Raw genomic sequence first — 17695 nt, 5'->3', positions numbered from 1 at the left:
TCCATCCTTGTCATGAATTCACTGCCTAATGCCTCTGAGTCCAGGCGCTTGCCTTAGGCAGTCTGCTTCTCCAGTCTGGCATAAAAAAAGCCATCGTGACTGTTTTGTGCGGGAAACAGTTGCCTGCCCGGCCCGCTGGGCTCGCCCCAGGCCACATCGTTCGGCGTGGTGGCCCGGGCGTCGGGGGTGCGGGCCAGGAAGGCCTCGATCTGGCCGCTGTTCTCTTCCGGCAGCACCGAGCAGGTGGCGTAGAGCAGCGTACCGCCGGGGCGGAGCAGCGGCCACAGGTTGTCGAGCAGGCGCTGCTGCAGGCTGGCCAACTGACGAATGTCCTCCTTGCGGCGCAGGGCCTTGATGTCCGGATGGCGGCGAATCACGCCCGTGCCGGAGCAGGGGGCATCCAGCAAAATGGCATCGAACGGCGTCCCGCTCCACCAGTCGCGGGTGGTGGCATCGGCATGTTTCAGCTCTGCAGCGAGCCCCAGCCGAGCGAGGGTGTCATCGACACGGGCCAGGCGCTGATTGTCGCTGTCCAGCGCTGTCAGGGCGATATCGAACTGCTCCAGCAAATGGGCCGTCTTGCCGCCCGGGGCGCAGCAGGCATCCAGCACATGGGCGCCGGGCCTGGGCGCCAGGGCCGGGCCCAGCAGAGCGGCCGACAGCTGGGCAGCTTCGTCCTGCACGCTGACGTGCCCCTGGGCAAAGCCGGGCAGTACGGTCACGTCGCAGGGGGTGTGCAGCGTAATGCCGTCCGGGGCGTGCAGACACAGCTCGCCGCCCAACCCCTGCTCGGTGAGTCGAGTGAGGTAGGCTTCACGGTCGTTGTGACGCTGGTTGACGCGCAGCGTCATCGGGCCGGGCTCGTTGTTGGCCTGGGCGATGGCCCGCCACTGATCGGGCCAGGCGCTGCGCAGCTTACCCAGCAGCCACTGGGGATGCTCCAGGGCGACGCTTTCATCACGGTCCACCTCGGCCTGCAGCGCGTCGGCTTCGCGCTGCAGGCGTCGCAGGCAGCCATTGAGCACGCGAGTCGCCCACTCCTTGTCCAGCAGGCGGGCGGCGCCGGCGGTTTCGCCCACGGCGGCGTGGGCCGGGGTACGCATGTAGAGCAGTTGATAAATACCGATCAGGAGCAGGGCCTGAACGTCGGCGTCGCGCTTCTTGAACGGCTGCTTCAGCAGGCGTTGGGCCAGCGCCTGAAGGCGCGGCAAGCGACGGCAGGTGCCATAGCACAGCTCCTTGAGCAGCGCACGGTCCCTGGCTACTACGCTGTGCTCGTCCAGCCCCGCCAGGGAGCCCTTGTCGGTGAGAACCGGCACCAGGCTTCTGGCCGCCGCCGCGCGCACATCCAGGCCGCTGCCGCCTTTGGTGGGTCGCTCGCTCATGGGTGCGCTCCTTGCGAGGCTGGCTGTGAAGGCTGTCCAAGGCGAACACCCTCACTCAAGGGCGTTTGGCGGGCATTCAAAAGATCACGCACTGCCATGGCCTTGCCGCCGGGCAGCTGGGCACGGCTAACGCACAGCACTTCCTGGCCCTGGGCACCGCAGGCAATGCGCAGGTGTTCGTCGCCATGTGCCAACAGCGTACCGGGGGGCGATTGCGGCTGCTCACCTTGCTCGACGCTGGCCATGAGTAGGCGCAGGCGGTCGTTACCTAGCGTGCACCAAGCCACCGGCCACGGGTTGAAGGCGCGGATTTTGCGCGCCAGCTGCTCGGCGGGCTGGCTAAAGTCTAGCTCGGCCTCGGCTTTGCTGAGCTTGGCGGCGTAGGTCACGCCCTCTTCCGGCTGAGGCGTTGCCTCTAGGCTGCCGTTGTCCAGCTGGTCTAGCACGTTCACCAGCGCATTGGCCCCTTGAATGGCCAGTCGGTCGTGGAGGTCGCCACCGGTGGTGCGGGAGGTAATTGGGGTACGCACTTCATACAGCATGGCGCCGGTATCCAGCCCCGCATCCATCTGCATGATGGTGACGCCCGAGGCGCTGTCGCCCGCTTCAATGGCACGCTGAATGGGCGCCGCACCCCGCCAGCGGGGAAGCAGCGAGGCGTGTACGTTGATGCAGCCCAGGCGCGGCGTGTCCAGCACTGCCTGGGGGAGCAGCAGCCCGTAGGCCACCACGACCATCACATCGGCGTTCAGTGCCGCCAGCTCGGCCTGGGCCTCGGCGTCTTTCAGGCTGACGGGTTGATACACCGGCAGTGCCTGGGCTTGAGCCAGCTGTTTGACCGGGCTGGGAGTGAGTTTACGTCCCCGACCGGCGGGGCGGTCGGGCTGGGTGTAGACCGCCACCACTTCGTGTTCGCTGTCGAGAAGGGCAGCAAGGCTGGAGGCGGCGAAGTCTGGCGTGCCAGCAAAAACAACGCGTAACGGTGACATGGTGGAGAGCCCTTGAGTGAAAAGAGAAAGTGCTGCCGATGAAACGCAGGAGGGCCGAGAGGCAGCGTTGTCGTCACAGGTAAGCTTGTGGGGCAACGTTGTCAGCTCGGCCCAGGGCCAGATGACGCAACCGGGGTCAGGCGTCGTTCATCTGCTTGTAGCGTTTCTGCATTTTTTTCATGACCCGGTCGCGCTTGAGCGGGGACAGATAATCCACGAACAGCACGCCTTCCAGGTGATCGTACTCATGCTGAATGCAGTGGGCCAGCAAGCCGTCGGCTTCCAGCTCGTAGGGCTCGCCGTGGCGGTCCAGCGCCGTCAGCTTGACCTTCAGGTAGCGCGGTACTTCGGCGTAATACTCAGGAATCGACAGGCAGCCTTCCGACAGCGGCTCACGCTCTTCGCCGATAGGCTCATAGCGGGGGTTGATCATCACCAGCGGCTGGGAGTTGTCGTCGCTGACGTCCATGACCACCACCCGGCGGTGCACGTCGATTTGCGTGGCGGCCAGGCCGATGCCACGGGCGTCGTACATGGTCTCCAGCATGTCATCCACGAGCTGGCGGACCTCGTCGTCCACGGTTTCCACCGCGACCGCCTTGGTGCGCAGGCGCTCGTCAGGAAATACGAGAATAGGAAGTTTGGCCATGGCGTTACCGTCACCGTTTATGCAGAGTCTTGAAGATGAGCAGGCGCCGCGCTGTGTCGGCGGGCCTAAGTGCTTTATATTGACCACTATATCATGCCATAAGCGTTCCTGGGCACGCGCCGCGCCGTGGCGCCCCCGCAACTGCTTCAAACAATCACCAGGGGATAACGAGGGGAGAACGGATGGTGGCTAGGATGGTAGCTGGAAAGCCGTTTTATCACAGCGTGTTGGGAGTGCTGCTGGCCTGGCTGGCGCTGAGCCCGGCAGCGCAGGCCTGGGAGCGGCTGCGCAGCGATGCACCCGAGCGCTACGAAGTGGTCGCCGGGGATACGCTATGGGATATCTCCGCACGCTACCTGCGCTCCCCCTGGCAGTGGCCCGCACTATGGCAAGCCAACCCGCAGATTCGCAACCCGCATCTCATCTACCCAGGCGACGTACTGGTACTGGGCGATTGCCAGGGTCAGCCGTGCCTGACGCTGGAGCGTGGCCAAGGCGTGGTTCGGCTATCGCCACAAATGCGCAGCGTTCCCGAGCGGGAAGCGATCACGCCCATTCCCATGGACGTGGTGCGCTCTTTCTTGCGCGATCACCGGGTGGTCGAGCCGGGTGAGGATGTTCAGGAACTGGCCTATGTGGTGGGTGGCGACAACCAGCGGCTGATCAGCGGTGCCGGGGATACGCTCTATGTGCGTGGCGAGCTGCCTGCCCGCCAGCGGCTGGGGATCTATCGCCCCGGCGAGCCTTATCTGGCGGCGGACGGCACCCTGCTGGGCGACGAGTTGATCAGTATCGGCGAAGCGCAGCGCATCAGCAGTGAAGGCGATATTTCACGTGTCGAAGTGCTGAGTGCCAACCAGGAAGTGCGCAACAACGACATCCTGCTGCCGCTGGAAGATATTCCGGTCAGCGAGGCCTTTGCTCCCAGAGCGCCGCTGAACCAGGTGGCAGGGCGGATCGTGGCCGTGCCCGGCGGCGTTCGCTTCATTGGCCGGTTGCAGGTCGTGGCGTTGGATGTGGGCACCCAGGATGGCCTGCAGCCCGGCCATGTCTTGCGTGTCGATCAGCAAGGCGAAGTGGTCAACGACCCGCGCACCCAGGAGCTGATTCAGTTGCCCGCCACCGAGGCGGGTCTCGTGATGATCTTCAAACCCTACAGTCACATGAGCTATGCGCTGGTCATGCAGGCTTCCAATGTGTTGGCCGTGGGTGACGTGGTGAGATCTCCTCAGCACTAGTTTTCGTACTCAGCCTGGTTTTCGTACATGGCCTGGTTTTCATACATAGCCTGGCTTTCGTACATAACCTGTTAGGCCGCAGGTGTACTCGAACGATGAAAAGGAGGTGGCGATGGACGCCAGGGAGTGGCTGGTAATCAATGCATTGCCCGGCATGGGCGCAGCCCGTATTGCACAGCTGGTGGCCCGCTCGCCCCAGTGGCCACAGGGCTGGCTGGCGGCGCTGCCCAGTGCGGCGGCCAATGCCCTCAGGTTATGGCTGGCGCAGCCTCAGCGCAGCCCGCTTCAGCAGGTGGTGGAAGAGACCGAGGTGTGGTTGGGCAAGGCGCCCCATCGTCATCTGCTGCACCGCGACCACCCGGCCTGGCCTGCCTTGCTGAACCAATTGCCGGACCCGCCCGTGGTGCTGTGGGCACAAGGGGATTTGCAGGCGCTGGAGGGCCCGGGCCTGGCCATGGTGGGTACCCGCAAACCGACCGCCGAAGGCAGTGGCCATGCCCAGGCGTTTGCCCGTGAGCTGGCCAGCCGTGGCTGGTGCATCGTCAGCGGTATGGCGCTGGGCGTCGATGGCGTTGCCCAGCGCGCCGCGCTGGCCGCCGGAGGGCATTCGATCGCCGTGCTGGGGTGTGGGGTGGACGTCATTTATCCGGCGCGCCACCGCGAGCTGCACGAGCAGCTGAGCACCCAGCCCGGCGGGCTGCTGCTTTCCGAACACCCGCCGGGCACCGTGGCGCGGCCGGCCTTTTTTCCACGCCGCAACCGCATCATCACGGGGCTTTCGTTGGGAACCCTGGTGGTCGAAGCCACCGAGAAAAGCGGCTCGCTGGTGAGTGCCCGGCTGGCGCTGGAGCAGGGGCGAGAGCTGTTTGCCCTGCCGGGGTCGCTGCATAACGTTCAAGCCCGTGGTTGCCTGCAGCTGCTGCGCAATGGCGCGACGCTGGTGCGCCACGTGGAGGACATTCTGGCCGAGCTTCAGCACTGGGCACCGCATTATTGGCCGATGCTAACGCCCTCGGAGGAAGCGCCTGCCGAGAAGGCCTCGCCTGTGGCCCCCGCGCCGATGTCGCCAGCGCCCTCTGCCCAGACAGACTCTGCCCAGACAGACTCTGCCCAGATAGAGCCGCCTGACCGCCTGCTGCACGCGCTGGGGCCTTCCCCCACGCCCATCGACTGGCTGGTGCAGAGCACGGGGCTGTCGGTCAGTGAGTGTCAGCAGCGGCTGTTGATGCTGGAGCTGGAGGGGCAGGTGGCCCAGCGTGCGGGTGGCTGGGTTCGGCTGACGGCAGCATGGTAAGATGGCGCTTTCTTGATCTGATGGTTCGATAGCCAGTAGGAGCGTCCATGAAAACGGCGGTTGATGTGAAAGCAGCGGTGCAGGCGCTACGGGAAGGGGGAGTGATTGCCTGCCCTACCGAAGCCGTGTGGGGGTTGAGCTGTGACCCGGACAATGACGAGGCGCTGGCGCACCTGATGCGCATGAAAGAGCGTGACCCGGCCAAGGGCGTCATTCTGGTGGCGGCCAGTATTCAACAGTTCCAGCCCTGGCTGAGCCAGCTACCCTTGGCGCTGCATGCGCCGCTGGCCGCCAGTTGGCCTGGCCCCAATACGTGGCTGGTGCCCGATAATGGCCGTAGCCATGGCTTGGTGCGTGGTGCCCACCAAAGCGTCGCCCTGCGGGTGACCGACCATCCGCTGATGAAAGCACTGTGCGAAGCCTTTGGCGGGCCGCTCGTCTCCACTTCCGCTAACCGTGCAGGCGATCCGCCCGCCATGAGCGCGGAAGAAGTCGCCACGATCTTTGGCGATGACGTCGCCGCTATCGTGGCGGGTGAATTGGGCGGCAATGCCAAACCCAGCACCATCCGCGATTTAGTGACCGGCAAAGTGATGCGTGACTAGCCGCTCGGCTTCGTCACACTGTCAGCGACTCACGACTCACGACTCACGACTCACGATTCATCTCACCAGGAGCTACCGTGGCCCACGAACACCTCGACGACGTCAAACACTACCTTCTGGATCTGCAGGATCGGCTGTGCGCCGGTTTGAGCGCCGCCGATGGCCAGGCCACGTTCAGGGAGGATAGCTGGCAGCGTGAAGAGGGCGGCGGTGGTCGCTCACGCGTCATGACCGATGGGCGGGTGTTCGAAAAGGGCGGCGTCAATTTCTCGCATGTCTTTGGTGCTCAGTTGCCCCCGTCGGCCACGGCCGCCCGCCCGGAGCTGGCTGGGCGCAGTTTCCATGCGGTGGGGGTTTCCTGGGTCATGCACCCTGAAAACCCGCATATTCCCACCAGCCACGGCAATGTGCGCTTTTTCATTGCCGAGAAGGAGGGCGAGCCGCCGGTCTGGTGGTTTGGCGGCGGTTTCGATCTCACGCCCTACTATCCCGTGTTCGAGGATGTGGTGCACTGGCATCGCGTGGCGCGTGACGCCTGCGCTCCGTTCGGGGAAGGGGTGTACGAGCGTTACAAGGCGTGGTGCGATGACTATTTCTACCTCAAGCACCGGGAGGAGACCCGAGGCGTGGGCGGGCTGTTTTTCGACGACCTCAACGAAGGCAGCTTCGAGGAGTGCTTTGCCTTTCAGCGCGCCGTGGGGGACAGTTTCCTGGCGGCGTACCTGCCCATCGTCGAGCGTCGTCAGGCCGATGCCTGGGGCGAGCAGGAGCGCGACTTCCAGCTCTATCGTCGTGGCCGCTACGTGGAGTTCAACCTGGTATGGGACCGAGGCACCCTGTTTGGCCTGCAAAGCGGTGGGCGCACGGAGTCGATTCTGATGTCCATGCCACCTCTGGCGCGCTGGGAGTATGACTTCACGCCTGCCCAGGGCAGCCGCGAAGCGCAACTGCACGATTACCTGGTGCCGCGTGACTGGCTGGGTGAAGCGGGCCATTCCCCGCAGCCTCAGGCCCAGCCTCAATCGCAACGCCAGCCTAGTGGAGAGGCCTCATGAGCGACCGTTACTGTGTGTTCGGCAACCCCATCGAGCACTCCAAATCTCCGATGATTCACGCTGAGTTTGCCCGCCAGACCCAGCAGGCCATGGAGTACGTCGCGCAGCTGGCACCCACCGACGGCTTCGCCCGTGCCTGGCAGGCCTTCGTGGCGGCGGGCGGGCGCGGTGCCAATGTGACCGTGCCTTTCAAAGGCGATGCCTTTGCGCTGTGCGACACGCTCAGCCACCGGGCCAAGCGCGCGCAGGCCGTCAATACGCTGATCGTCGGCGGCAATGGCCGCACCTATGGCGATACCACGGATGGGGTCGGGCTGGTACGTGACCTTGCCTATCAGGGAGTGACGTTGAAGGATAAACGCCTGCTGGTGCTGGGGGCTGGCGGTGCCGTGCGGGGTGTGTTGGAGCCGCTGCTGGCGGAAAAGCCTGCCTGCCTGCAGGTGGCCAACCGGACGGCTGAAAAAGCCACTCAGCTGGCCGCTGCGTTCGCCGACCTGGGGCCGATCAGCGGCAGTGGTTACGCGGCCATCGAGGGGCCGTTCGATCTGGTGATCAACGGCACCAGTGCCAGCCTCTCTGGTGCGCTGCCGCCGCTGCCAGAGGCGCTGTTCAGCGAGGGTGCCTGGGCCTACGACATGATGTACGGGGCCGAGCCCACGGTCTTTCTGCGCTGGGCCGAGGCGCAGGGCGCACAGCCGCGGGACGGCCTGGGGATGCTGGTCGAGCAGGCCGCCGAGTCGTTCTTCCTGTGGCGCAACGTGCGCCCCGAGACGTCTCAGGTGCGCACGCGGCTTCGACAGTCATTGACGGGCGGCTAGCGGGGTTTGGTGTAGAACCCCACCATGCACATCACCAGCCCCACCACGGAGAGCAGCATGCCGCCGTTCACCAGCAAGGGAGAACGCTCCAGCCAGGAGACGAACGGCTGGGGCGTCTCGCGGCAGGCGCTTTCCAGGTAGTTCCAGTAGCCCCCTTCGAGATGGCAGGCGCGCACGTCGCCCAGTTCCCAGAAATAGACGCTCAGCAGCACCAGAATCGGCAGTACCAGCAGCAGTAAACCCAGTCGGATCATCTAAACCTCAATGTCAGGAGCGTATATCAGGGGCGTGGGCAGTTGGGCGTGCGGCCGCTTTGGCGAGCTTCTTCGAAGCTGGCCATGGCGGACTCCATGTTGGCCTGCAGGCCCTGGATGCGCTGCCCCTGGCTTGGGTGCGTCGACATCCAGACGGGGGGCGCGCCACCGCTGGACGCGGCCTGCATGTTTTCCCACAAAGTCACGCTTTCGCGAGGATCGAAGCCTGCCTGTGCCATCAGCTGCAGGCCGATGACGTCGGCTTCGCTTTCATGGCGGCGAGAGAAGGGCAGCGCAATGCCGTACTCGGCGCCCATGCCCAGCACGCCCATCAACTGCTGGCCCGCCGGGGTTTGCATGCCGGAGGCGCTGGAAATGACCGACAGGCCAAGCGAAGTGGCGCTTTGGGTCGAGGCGCGCTCGTTGGCATGGCGTGCCAGCACGTGCCCCATCTCGTGGCCGACGACCGATGCCAGCTGATCCTGATTGGTGGCCACGTTCAGCATGCCGGTATTGACGCCCATGTAGCCCCCGGGGAGGGCGAAGGCGTTGGGCTGCTCGGACTCGAACACGCGAATTTGCCAATCCAGATTACGCTGTTCGCCGGGCAGAATGTCGACGATGGCGTTGGTGATGCACTGGACATAGCGATGGCTCGCCTGGTTGGCCGTAGGCACGTCGCGCTGGTACTGCGCGAACGCCTGCTGGCCCATCTGATTGAGCTGGTCTTCCGAGAGCAGCAACAGCTGCGAACGGCCGGTGGGGGACGTGGAGCAGGCAGCCAGAGAGGCGCACAAAGCGGTGACGGCAAAGGGGCGAAGCCAGCGCATAGACGGTTTCCTAATAGACGAGAAGGGATCCTTGCACACAAGATAACCACTGACGCGGTAAATCAACTCTTATCATAACCTACTCTGAGGGCCACCATGGATGCGCAATTAAGCCAGCGCTTGACGCAGCTACTCGATCACATCGACCACTGGTTGCCGCCAGTGCCCACCCCGGTGAACTGGCAGACCCATGTGGCGGCCATTTGGCAGCGCCACCCGCTGGGTGGCCAACTGGTGCCGGTGCCGCCCCGAGATGGCATGACGCTGGACGACCTGCTGGGCATCGAGAGGCAGAAACTGGCATTGGTCGATAATACCCGCGCCTTTCTGCAGGGGCTGCCCGCCAACCATGCCTTGCTGTGGGGCTCTCGTGGCAGCGGCAAGTCGTCGGTGGTGCGTGCGCTGCTCAACTCTCTGGCCAGTGAAGGGTTACGCCTGATTCAGGTCGACCGCCATGACCTGGCAAGCCTGCCACGGTTGGTCGAGCAGTTGCGCCATCAGCCTCACCGCTTCGTGGTGTACTGCGATGACCTGTCGTTCGAAGGCAACGATGATGCCTACAAGGCGCTGAAAAGCGTGCTGGACGGCGCCTTGACCGGCCCTCCCGAGAACGTGCTGCTGTATGCCACTTCCAACCGCCGTCACTTGCTGCCGGAGTCGATGGAAGATAATCAGGGAAGCCGCTTGGTAGGCGAAGAGCTGCACCATGGTGACGCCGTGGAGGAGAAGATCTCGCTGTCAGACCGTTTCGGGCTGTGGCTGGGCTTTCACCCGTTCAACCAGGCAACCTATCTGGAGGTGTGTGAGCACTGGGTCAACCGCACGGGTAGCGGTAACGACTGGGACGATGGCACGCGGGCGGAAGCCGTACGTTTTGCCACCCTGCGCGGTGGGCGCAGCGGCCGAACGGCGTGGCAGTTTGCGGCCCAGTACGTGGGCCGCAAGCGGCTGCAAGAGGAGCGTCAGCGCGCCGATCAGCGCTGAGGAATCAGCTGCCCATCGGCGCCGACGTTCAAGCGGATGGTCGGCGTCAGCAGGCCGGAGGGCAGCGTCATGCCCAGGCCGCGCAGATCCCCAGGGGTGATGGCCAGCTCGCTACCGGGGGGCAGCTCACCCTGGCTTGCCAACTGGCTGGCCAGCTCGATCATGGGCGTCATGCGCTGGGTGTCGGTGGCCAGAATATCGAACGCCACCGGCAGGCGCAGGTTGGCGTCGTCGCCTGGGGTGAGGGTCACGTCCTGTTGATACTGCCCCTGCACGGGGTCGACGCCCGGCATGTCCAGCGTCCAGCGAAACCCGGACATTTCAACGGCAGGCATGCCTGCCGGTAGTCCGAGACCCATGGCCAGGGTGGCCTGCACGGGCAGGCTGCCAGCGCCCAGGCTAGAGGCCAGCAGGCGAGTCATGTCGCTGGTATCCAGGCCGGCATTCACGCTGTATGGTCCGATGCGTACCTCTTCGACTCCCAGAGAAGTAACGGCCAGCCGGAAGGCAAACAGGCCGGTTTGTGGCAGCGCAAGGCAGCCGGTCAGTAGAGCAGCGAGCAGCAGCAGAATCAGGCTGCGGCCACGGCGAAGGGCATGGTGCATGTGTTTCCCCCAGAGAAAGGGCAAAAGGTCAGTGTAGCGGATGCTCGAAAGCGCCGCTATTTGAGGGCTACCGCCCATGGCTGTCAAGTGGATTTGTTGGCACCGAGCGTCGCGCCGGTCGCAAATCCCGAAAAGCCATCGCCCGCCATATAGGCGGGCGATGCAGACAAGGCCAGTTTTCCAGCAGCGCCTAGCGGCGGCTCTTGCGGGCTTCCTTGGTGCGGTTCAGCTCGCGTTTCTTGGCTTTCTCCTTGTCGCTGGCACCTGCCATCTTGTCGAAAGGGTTGCTGCCTGAACGGAACTCGAAGCGCATGGGCGTGCCGCGTACCTTCAGCACCTTGCGGAAGGTGTTGATCAGGTAACGGCGGTAGGCCTCGGGCAGCGATTCGGTCTGGTTGCCGTGGACCACGATGATGGGCGGGTTGCTGCCGCCCTGGTGGGCCATGCGCAGCTTGATCCGCCGACCGTTGACCATGGGGGGCGGATGCTGGCTGACCGCATCTTGCAGCAGCGTGGTCAGGCGGTTGGTGGACCAGTGGGCATTGGCTGCCTTGAAGGCCCGCTCGATGGAGGGGTAGAGGTCGCCAACGGCGGTGCCGTGCAGTGCCGAGATGAAATGCAGCTCGGCGTAGTCGGCGAAGCCCAGGCGACGCTTGATGTCCGCCCGCATCTTCTCCTTGGCTTCGCTTTCCAGCCCGTCCCACTTGTTCACTGCCAGCACCAAGGCGCGGCCCGTGGTCAGGACGTAGTCCAGCAGGTGCAGATCCTGTTCGACCAGACCGCTGCGGGCATCCAGCACCATCACCGCCACATGGCTCTCCTTGATGGCGTCCAGCGTCTTGATGATGGAGAACTTCTCGGCAATTTCACGCACGTTCTTGCGTCGCCGTATCCCGGCCGTGTCGATCAGCACATAGGGGTGGCCGTTACGCTCGAAGGGGATCTCGATGGCATCGCGAGTGGTGCCTGCTTCATCGAACACCACGACGCGGTCTTCACCCAGCAGCCGGTTGACCAGCGTGGACTTGCCCACGTTCGGGCGGCCAATCACGCCGATACGAATGCCTTTCGTGCCGGTGTCGGCAGGAATGGTCGGGTCGCGCTCGGGGAAGGGTTCCAGCACGGTATCGATGAGCAGTGACACGTTGCGCCCGTGGGCGGCGGCGATAGGCCACGGGTCGCCCAGGCCCAGTTTCCAGAAGTCGGCCATGGCAGAGTGCTCTTCGAGCCCATCGGTCTTGTTGACCACCAGCCAGGTTTTCTTCTGATTGACACGCAGGTGATTGGCGATGGCCTCGTCGGCCACGTTGAGCCCCGCTCGGGCGTCCACCAGAAACAGCACGATGTCTGCTTCGTCGATGGCGGCCAGGGATTGCTCTGCCATGGCGGCGTCGATACCTTCCTCGTCGCCGCTGATGCCGCCCGTGTCGATCACGGTATAGGCTTTGTTGCCCAGCATGCCGTTACCGTATTTACGGTCTCGGGTCAGGCCGGGAAAATCCGCCACCAGCGCATCGCGCGAGCGGGTAAGGCGGTTGAACAGGGTCGATTTTCCCACATTGGGTCGACCCACTAACGCTATGACGGGTGTCATGGAGTGACTTCCAGGGTTTCCAGGCGACCATTGTTGGCCTGGACATGAATGGTGCTGCCTTCAGTGACAGGGCGCACGCTGATACCGGAGCTGTGGACGCGGGTACGTCCTACCAGATTGCCTTCACGGGCATCCAGCAGGTGCACATAACCTTCGAAATCACCGACCACCAGACGGCCATCCGCAAAGGCGGGCGGCGTCAGCCAGCGATCTTCCAGATCCGTATTACGCCATACTTCCTGGCCGCTATTGGCATCCAGGGCAATGACGTGGCTATTGTCGCTCACCACCAGCAGCAGGTTGCCGACCAGAACGGGAGTATGGCGACTGGAAATGTTGGCTTCCCACAGCGTACCGCCCTGAGTAGCTTCCAGCGCCACCACACGGCCATTGTAGCTGGTGACGAACAGGCGACCATCCGGGCTCAATACCGGTTGACCAGAGAGGTCCACCAGACGTTCGACATCGCTACGGCCACGTGGTGTGGCAATCTGCATTTCCCAAAGGGGCTGGCCGCTGCGGTTATCCAGCGTCGCCAGGCGTCCGTTGGCCGTACCCACGAAGGTGACCGGGTCGATGACCATGGGCGTGCCGGTGCCGCGCAGTGTCAGCGCAGGCTGAGAGCTGGTGTAGACCCAGCGCTCTTCACCGCTGGCGCGATCCAGGGCCGTTATCTGGCCGTCGATGCTCTGCACCAGCAGCAGTTGCTGGTTGGCCTGGGGAGCGGCCAGCACTTCGCTGGACACGCGCGAACGCCAGCTCACGCTGCCGTCACGCTGGCTCAGCGCAATCACTTCACCGTTGCGGGTGCCCAGGTAAACTTGGCCGGCAATGGCGTTGAGTGCACTGGAGATGGGGGTATCCAGCTCGACTTGCCACTCACGCTCACCGCTCTGGGCACTGAAGGCGGCTACCAGGCCGTTGGCATCGGCGGCAAACACGGTATTACCCTCGCGTGCCGGTGCAATCGGGTAGCGGGCACGGCCAAAACCGTCGCCAACGCTGCGCCGCCACTGGCTATCCAGTGATGAGGTTTCATTGAAGCTACGCAGCTCTTTGGGGGTGTAGGCAGGCTCACCCTTGCTGGCGCAACCCGCCAGCAAGGCCAGCGCAACGGCGCCCAGCGTGGCACGCATCAGCGCAGTGGAAAAACGTGGTTTTAACAGGCTGTTGGTCATCACTGATTCGCCTCCTCGGCGCCGATATCGTCGAGCTTGAACTGCACGCCATAAAGCGGCTGGTTCTGCGTTTGGGCAATCTCCAGCGCGGCTTGCCATGCTTCGCGAGCCTGCTCGGGCTGGCCAAGCGCCAGATGAGCATCGCCGCGTACGTTGGCCTGTTGGGCGGCCAGCATGTCGGTGATCGGCTGGTCCAATAGCTCCAGTGCCGCCTCGGGGTTGCCTTCGGCCAGTTCGATACGCGCCAGCCGCAGCCAGGCCAGGCTTTGAACATAACGGCGTGACGAGCCGTCGGCGACGCTTTCGAGGGCTGCTTTGGCCGCGGCCAGATCGCCTTCCTGCACGGCCAGGCGGGCTTCCAGCAACTGGGCAAGTTCGGCATACAGAGTGCGGCCATGCTGGTCGGTCAGTTCACCGATCAGTTCCCTCGCTGCCGCGAGCTGGTCCTCTTCCAGCGAGTTGGCGGCCGTGATGGTCACCAGCTGCTGGTAGCGGGCAGAGGCCGCTTCCGACTGGCCTTCCTGGTAGTTCTGCCAGGCATTCCAGCCGAACACACCGGCGGCAGCCAGCACCGCGCCGGCAATCAGCGACGTACCGTTCTCTTTCCACCAGCGCTTGACGACGTCCAGCTGTTCTTCTTCGCTTCTCAGATCCGCCACGGGCGGCCTCCTATTCAATCACTCAGCCGCTGCAGCGGCTGACAGGTATGCATCGCCCACCCGAGACGCTCGGTGGGCAGCGTTTAGTGGGTCGCGTTGCCTGGTGTGGCGGCCAGCAGGTCGCTCAGCATGCTGGCAAGGCTGGCCTGGGCGACCTGCTGCTGCTCACGGTCATCACGCAGGAATTTCAGGGTGGCCGTTTGCTGAGCCAGCTCGTCTTCACCCAGCAGAATGGCAATGGGCGCGGCGCTCTTGTCGGCCTTTTTCATGCGACTCTTGAAGCTGCCACCGCCGCAGTGCAGCTGCAGGCGCAGGTCGGGCAGTGCGCTGCGCAGCTGTTCTGCCAGGGTGAGAGCTGCCACGGTGGCGCTGTCATCCATCGGCACCAGGTAGACGTCGCAGCCGCCCAAGGCTTCTTCCGGTACCAGGTCGAGGGTTTCCAGCAGCAGAATCAGCCGCTCGATCCCCATGGCAAAGCCCACGGCAGGTGTGGGCTTGCCGCCCAACTGCTCGACCAGACCATCGTAGCGGCCACCGGCACAGACGGTGCCCTGGCTGCCCAGCGCCGTGGTGGTCCACTCGAACACCGTGCGGCAGTAGTAGTCCAGGCCGCGCACCAAGCGCGGGTTGACCACGTAGGGAATGTTGGCCGCGTCGAGCATGGCCTTGAGCTGCTCGAAGTGCTCCCGCGAAGCCTCGTCCAGGTGATCCATCAGCTGCGGTGCGCCGTTCAGCATCTCGGCCATGTCGGGATTCTTCGAATCCAGAATGCGCAGCGGGTTGCTGGTTAAGCGTCGTTTGGAGTCTTCATCGAGAACGTCTTGGTGCTGCTCAAAGTAGGCCACCAGTTTGTCTCGGTAGGCCGCCCGTGCTTCAGCGGAACCCAGAGAGTTCAGCTCCAGGGTGACGTGCTCCATCAAGCCAAGCTCTTGCCATAGCCGTGCCGAGAGCAGTATGACTTCGGCATCAATGTCCGGGCCATCAAAGCCGTAGGTTTCCACGCCCACTTGGTGAAACTGACGGTAACGCCCTTTCTGAGGCCGTTCGTGGCGGAACATCGGCCCTTGGTACCAAAGCCGCTGGGTCTGGTTGTGCAGCAGGCCATGCTCCATGGCAGCGCGTACGCAGCTGGCGGTGCCTTCCGGGCGCAGGGTCAGGCTGTCGCCGTTGCGGTCGTCGAAGGTGTACATCTCTTTTTCGACGATATCGGTGACTTCCCCGATGGAACGGGCAAACAGGGCGGTTTGCTCCACGATTGGCGTACGGATCTCATCAAAGCCGTAGCGCTGCATCAAGTGGCGTACCTTGGCCTCAAAAAATTGCCAGCGAGGGCTGCCGCTGGGCAATAGGTCGTTCATTCCACGGATGGCTTGAATCTTTTTAGCGGCGGACTTGCTCAATGAAAACTCCTTGTCTGGGCGGCAGCGCGAGGCGCAAGGCGTGCCGCCTGTTGCAGGCAACGCAGGTGTCAAACGCTGCGTGCAATCATGTTCTCTTGCTGCTGCTCTTTCTGGCGTACCTTGTCGCGGATCAGCTTTTCCAGGTCATCCACCAGATGGTCGTTACGCAGTTTGCTGGCAGGTTTTCCGTCGATGTAGACCAGGTTGGCGGGTGAGCCACCGGTCAGGCCGATATCGGTCTCCTTGGCTTCGCCAGGGCCGTTGACCACGCAGCCAATCACCGAGACATCCAGCGGGGTCATGATGTCTTCCAGGCGCTCTTCCAGCTGGTTCATGGTGCTGATGACATCGAAGTTCTGCCGTGAACAGCTGGGGCAGGCGATGAAGTTGATGCCCTTGGCGCGCAGCTTCAGGCTCTTGAGCATGTCGAAGCCGACCTTGATCTCTTCCACCGGGTCGGCAGCCAGCGAGACGCGAATGGTATCGCCGATACCATCCATCAACAGCATGCCGAGGCCAATCGATGACTTGACCGTACCCGAGCGCAGGCCACCTGCTTCGGTAATGCCCAGGTGCAGCGGCTGTTCGATGCGGGTGGCCAGATCACGGTAGGCGGCCACGGCCATGAACACGTCCGAGGCTTTGACGCTGACCTTGAACTCCTGGAAGTCGAGCCGATCCAGGTAGTCGATGTGGCGCATGGCCGACTCGACCAGCGCGGCAGGCGTGGGCTCGCCATATTTCTTTTGCAGGTCCTTTTCCAGCGAGCCGGCATTGACGCCAATGCGAATCGGAATACCGTGCTCTCTGGCCGCGCTGACCACCGCGCGGACGCGATCTTCCCGGCCAATATTGCCCGGGTTGATACGCAAGCAATCCACGCCCAACTCGGCGACCCGCAGGGCAATCTTGTAATCGAAGTGGATGTCGGCCACCAGCGGCACATCGACCCGCTGTTTGATCTTGCCGAAGGCTTCGGCAGCATCCATGTCGGGGACCGACACGCGGACGATGTCGGCACCGGCTTTTTCCAACTGCTGGATCTGACCCACGGTGGCGTCCACGTCCAGGGTGTTGGTGTTGGTCATGCTTTGAACGGCAATCGGGGCATCGCCGCCCACGGCGACGTTACCAACGTGTATCTGGCGCGAGGGGCGACGTTTGATCGGAGAAGGGGCGTGCATAGGACGGGTCACTCTCCTAGAGTAAAGCGGGCAACATTGTTGGCACCGGCGCGTTGCGCCAGGTTGACGGTATCGCCTTGATAGCGCAGCTCGACACCGGTGGCATTACCGATGGTCAGGCGGAAGGGCGGCGTACCCTCGACGCTGGCGGTGGTGCCGGGCGTTTGCAGGCCAACGAAGACGCGCTGGTTGTTGGCATCGAAGATCTCGGTCCAGGACTGCTCGTTGAAGGTCAGCTCCAGCAGATTGGGGTTGGCGACGGGTTCCGGCGCGGCATCTTCCGCGGGCGCTTCCGGCGCCTGTGCCTCGGCGACATCTGTCACCGGCTCGGCGCTGGCATCGGTCACGTCGCTGGCGGGCTCAGTGCTGGCATCGGCGTCAGTGCTGGCATCTTCGTCCTCCATGCTGACCTGAGGCTCGTCGATCATGGGCGGGATCACCACGGGGGCGGGCTCGACCATCGGATCGGCGGGTGGCGGCGTCGCACTGTCGGCGGCATCCTCTTCCAACGTGGAAGACGTGCCCATGCTTGGGGGCTCGCTGCCGCCACGGCTTTGCCACCAGGCAACGGTGACGCCGATCAGGCCCACGATCACCAGCAGGGTGACCAGCTTGAATAACCAGGCGCCCACCTTTGACGGGGGGCGGGTGACGGCAACGGGCGCGATCTTTCGCTCGGTTTCGCTGCTGCCGTGGCGCGCTTGATAGGCATCCAGCACCAGCTTGTCATCCAGACCCAGGTATTTTGCATAGGCACGCAGGTAGCCACGGCGATAAGCGGTGACAGGAATTTCTTCGTAGTTGTCCTTTTCCAGACCTTCGACCACGGCGGTGCGCAGATTCAGCGCACGGGCAGCATCAACAATCGGCACGCCCAGCGCTTCACGCTGACGGGAGAGCAGTTCGCCAGCGGTGCTGGTGGAGGTAACGCTATCGTGTAACTGTGTCTCGCTCATGGCTGAGCATCCTTCAAA

At 63.8% G+C, this 17695-nt stretch carries 18 protein-coding genes; 6 read left to right on the top strand and 12 right to left on the bottom strand.

Features of this window, described 5'->3' with window-relative positions; genetic code table 11:
- Positions 1-53: 53 nt before the first annotated feature.
- The 3 genes from rsmB to def form a co-directional block, all read right to left on the bottom strand.
- On the bottom strand, positions 54-1385 hold the full coding sequence (gene rsmB, locus RVM26_RS12235) for a 16S rRNA (cytosine(967)-C(5))-methyltransferase (RefSeq protein WP_498938871.1): 1332 nt from the start codon (positions 1383-1385) through the stop codon (positions 54-56).
- A complete protein-coding gene (gene fmt / locus RVM26_RS12230) occupies positions 1382-2374 on the bottom strand; it encodes a methionyl-tRNA formyltransferase (protein WP_287808463.1) in 993 nt (330 codons plus the stop codon). The genes rsmB and fmt overlap by 4 nt, the downstream gene beginning before the upstream one ends.
- A 136-nt stretch (positions 2375-2510) precedes the next feature.
- Positions 2511-3023: a peptide deformylase gene (def, locus tag RVM26_RS12225; RefSeq protein ID WP_016914937.1), complete on the bottom strand. Its 513-nt coding sequence runs from the start codon at positions 3021-3023 to the stop codon at positions 2511-2513.
- 194 nt (positions 3024-3217) lie between these two features.
- Here def and RVM26_RS12220 point away from each other — a divergent pair, with 194 nt between their 5' ends.
- The 5 genes from RVM26_RS12220 (at position 3218) to aroE (ending at position 8033) form a co-directional block, all read left to right on the top strand.
- Complete coding sequence (locus RVM26_RS12220; RefSeq protein WP_498938869.1) at positions 3218-4261, top strand: LysM peptidoglycan-binding domain-containing protein; 1044 nt, start codon at positions 3218-3220, stop codon at positions 4259-4261.
- Between the two features lie 112 nt (positions 4262-4373).
- A complete protein-coding gene (dprA, locus tag RVM26_RS12215) occupies positions 4374-5555 on the top strand; it encodes a DNA-processing protein DprA (RefSeq protein ID WP_498938867.1) in 1182 nt (393 codons plus the stop codon).
- A gap of 47 nt (positions 5556-5602) precedes the next feature.
- Positions 5603-6160, top strand: coding sequence for an L-threonylcarbamoyladenylate synthase type 1 TsaC (gene tsaC, locus RVM26_RS12210; RefSeq protein WP_193460972.1), 558 nt, complete (start codon positions 5603-5605; stop codon positions 6158-6160).
- 77 nt (positions 6161-6237) lie between these two features.
- Positions 6238-7215: an oxygen-dependent coproporphyrinogen-III oxidase gene (gene hemF, locus RVM26_RS12205; protein WP_498938864.1), complete on the top strand. Its 978-nt coding sequence runs from the start codon at positions 6238-6240 to the stop codon at positions 7213-7215.
- Positions 7212-8033 (top strand): shikimate dehydrogenase, encoded by an 822-nt coding sequence (aroE, locus tag RVM26_RS12200; protein WP_498938862.1) that lies wholly within the window; start codon positions 7212-7214, stop codon positions 8031-8033. Before hemF ends, aroE begins: the two co-directional genes overlap by 4 nt.
- On the opposite strand, the gene RVM26_RS12195 is transcribed toward aroE, so the two are convergent.
- Positions 8030-8287, bottom strand: a complete 258-nt coding sequence (locus tag RVM26_RS12195; RefSeq protein ID WP_016914931.1) for a hypothetical protein — start codon at positions 8285-8287, stop codon at positions 8030-8032. The two genes, aroE and RVM26_RS12195, sit on opposite strands and share 4 nt — an antisense overlap.
- A gap of 26 nt (positions 8288-8313) precedes the next feature.
- Positions 8314-9117 (bottom strand): M48 family metallopeptidase, encoded by an 804-nt coding sequence (locus RVM26_RS12190; protein WP_498938860.1) that lies wholly within the window; start codon positions 9115-9117, stop codon positions 8314-8316.
- Positions 9118-9213: 96 nt separating this feature from the next.
- On the opposite strand from RVM26_RS12190, the gene RVM26_RS12185 reads away from it, so the two are divergent.
- Positions 9214-10101 carry an ATP-binding protein gene (locus tag RVM26_RS12185; protein ID WP_287808453.1) on the top strand — a complete coding sequence of 296 codons (888 nt, stop codon included), beginning with the start codon at positions 9214-9216 and terminating at the stop codon, positions 10099-10101.
- Here the strand turns inward: RVM26_RS12185 and RVM26_RS12180 are convergent.
- The 7 genes from RVM26_RS12180 to RVM26_RS12150 all read right to left on the bottom strand — a co-directional run bounded on the left by RVM26_RS12180 (position 10092) and on the right by RVM26_RS12150 (position 17677).
- Complete coding sequence (locus tag RVM26_RS12180; RefSeq protein WP_039180342.1) at positions 10092-10706, bottom strand: hypothetical protein; 615 nt, start codon at positions 10704-10706, stop codon at positions 10092-10094. The genes RVM26_RS12185 and RVM26_RS12180 overlap by 10 nt on opposite strands.
- Positions 10707-10896: 190 nt before the next feature.
- On the bottom strand, positions 10897-12300 hold the full coding sequence (gene der, locus RVM26_RS12175) for a ribosome biogenesis GTPase Der (RefSeq protein WP_039180340.1): 1404 nt from the start codon (positions 12298-12300) through the stop codon (positions 10897-10899).
- Positions 12297-13478: an outer membrane protein assembly factor BamB gene (gene bamB / locus RVM26_RS12170; RefSeq protein WP_287808452.1), complete on the bottom strand. Its 1182-nt coding sequence runs from the start codon at positions 13476-13478 to the stop codon at positions 12297-12299. The genes der and bamB overlap by 4 nt, the downstream gene beginning before the upstream one ends.
- Entirely contained in the window at positions 13478-14137 is a 660-nt protein-coding gene (locus tag RVM26_RS12165; RefSeq protein ID WP_498938857.1) for a YfgM family protein, read from the bottom strand. Before RVM26_RS12165 ends, bamB begins: the two co-directional genes overlap by 1 nt.
- An 83-nt stretch (positions 14138-14220) precedes the next feature.
- Positions 14221-15537, bottom strand: a complete 1317-nt coding sequence (hisS, locus tag RVM26_RS12160) for a histidine--tRNA ligase (RefSeq protein ID WP_498938855.1) — start codon at positions 15535-15537, stop codon at positions 14221-14223.
- Between the two features lie 68 nt (positions 15538-15605).
- Positions 15606-16721, bottom strand: coding sequence for a flavodoxin-dependent (E)-4-hydroxy-3-methylbut-2-enyl-diphosphate synthase (gene ispG, locus RVM26_RS12155; protein ID WP_287808449.1), 1116 nt, complete (start codon positions 16719-16721; stop codon positions 15606-15608).
- 8 nt (positions 16722-16729) lie between these two features.
- Positions 16730-17677 (bottom strand): RodZ domain-containing protein, encoded by a 948-nt coding sequence (locus RVM26_RS12150; RefSeq protein ID WP_287808448.1) that lies wholly within the window; start codon positions 17675-17677, stop codon positions 16730-16732.
- Positions 17678-17695 lie beyond the last annotated feature (18 nt).

Source organism: Halomonas sp. KM072, assembly GCF_050710315.1.
Lineage (GTDB): Bacteria > Pseudomonadota > Gammaproteobacteria > Pseudomonadales > Halomonadaceae > Vreelandella > Vreelandella hamiltonii.
Note: the sequence above shows the minus strand (reverse complement) of the source record. Positions and strands in the feature narration are given on the sequence as shown.

What these genes read in the sequence shown, in the direction of transcription:
- RVM26_RS12150 (WP_287808448.1), bottom strand. Translation starts at nt 17,677, where the DNA reads ATGAGCGAGACACAGTTACACGATAGCGTTACCTCCACCAGCACCGCT.
- RVM26_RS12185 (WP_287808453.1), top strand. Translation starts at nt 9,214, where the DNA reads ATGGATGCGCAATTAAGCCAGCGCTTGACGCAGCTACTCGATCACATC.
- RVM26_RS12190 (WP_498938860.1), bottom strand. Translation starts at nt 9,117, where the DNA reads ATGCGCTGGCTTCGCCCCTTTGCCGTCACCGCTTTGTGCGCCTCTCTG.
- rsmB (WP_498938871.1), bottom strand. Translation starts at nt 1,385, where the DNA reads ATGAGCGAGCGACCCACCAAAGGCGGCAGCGGCCTGGATGTGCGCGCG.
- dprA (WP_498938867.1), top strand. Translation starts at nt 4,374, where the DNA reads ATGGACGCCAGGGAGTGGCTGGTAATCAATGCATTGCCCGGCATGGGC.
- def (WP_016914937.1), bottom strand. Translation starts at nt 3,023, where the DNA reads ATGGCCAAACTTCCTATTCTCGTATTTCCTGACGAGCGCCTGCGCACC.
- der (WP_039180340.1), bottom strand. Translation starts at nt 12,300, where the DNA reads ATGACACCCGTCATAGCGTTAGTGGGTCGACCCAATGTGGGAAAATCG.
- ispG (WP_287808449.1), bottom strand. Translation starts at nt 16,721, where the DNA reads ATGCACGCCCCTTCTCCGATCAAACGTCGCCCCTCGCGCCAGATACAC.
- aroE (WP_498938862.1), top strand. Translation starts at nt 7,212, where the DNA reads ATGAGCGACCGTTACTGTGTGTTCGGCAACCCCATCGAGCACTCCAAA.
- RVM26_RS12195 (WP_016914931.1), bottom strand. Translation starts at nt 8,287, where the DNA reads ATGATCCGACTGGGTTTACTGCTGCTGGTACTGCCGATTCTGGTGCTG.
- bamB (WP_287808452.1), bottom strand. Translation starts at nt 13,478, where the DNA reads ATGACCAACAGCCTGTTAAAACCACGTTTTTCCACTGCGCTGATGCGT.
- fmt (WP_287808463.1), bottom strand. Translation starts at nt 2,374, where the DNA reads ATGTCACCGTTACGCGTTGTTTTTGCTGGCACGCCAGACTTCGCCGCC.
- tsaC (WP_193460972.1), top strand. Translation starts at nt 5,603, where the DNA reads ATGAAAACGGCGGTTGATGTGAAAGCAGCGGTGCAGGCGCTACGGGAA.
- RVM26_RS12180 (WP_039180342.1), bottom strand. Translation starts at nt 10,706, where the DNA reads ATGCACCATGCCCTTCGCCGTGGCCGCAGCCTGATTCTGCTGCTGCTC.
- RVM26_RS12220 (WP_498938869.1), top strand. Translation starts at nt 3,218, where the DNA reads ATGGTAGCTGGAAAGCCGTTTTATCACAGCGTGTTGGGAGTGCTGCTG.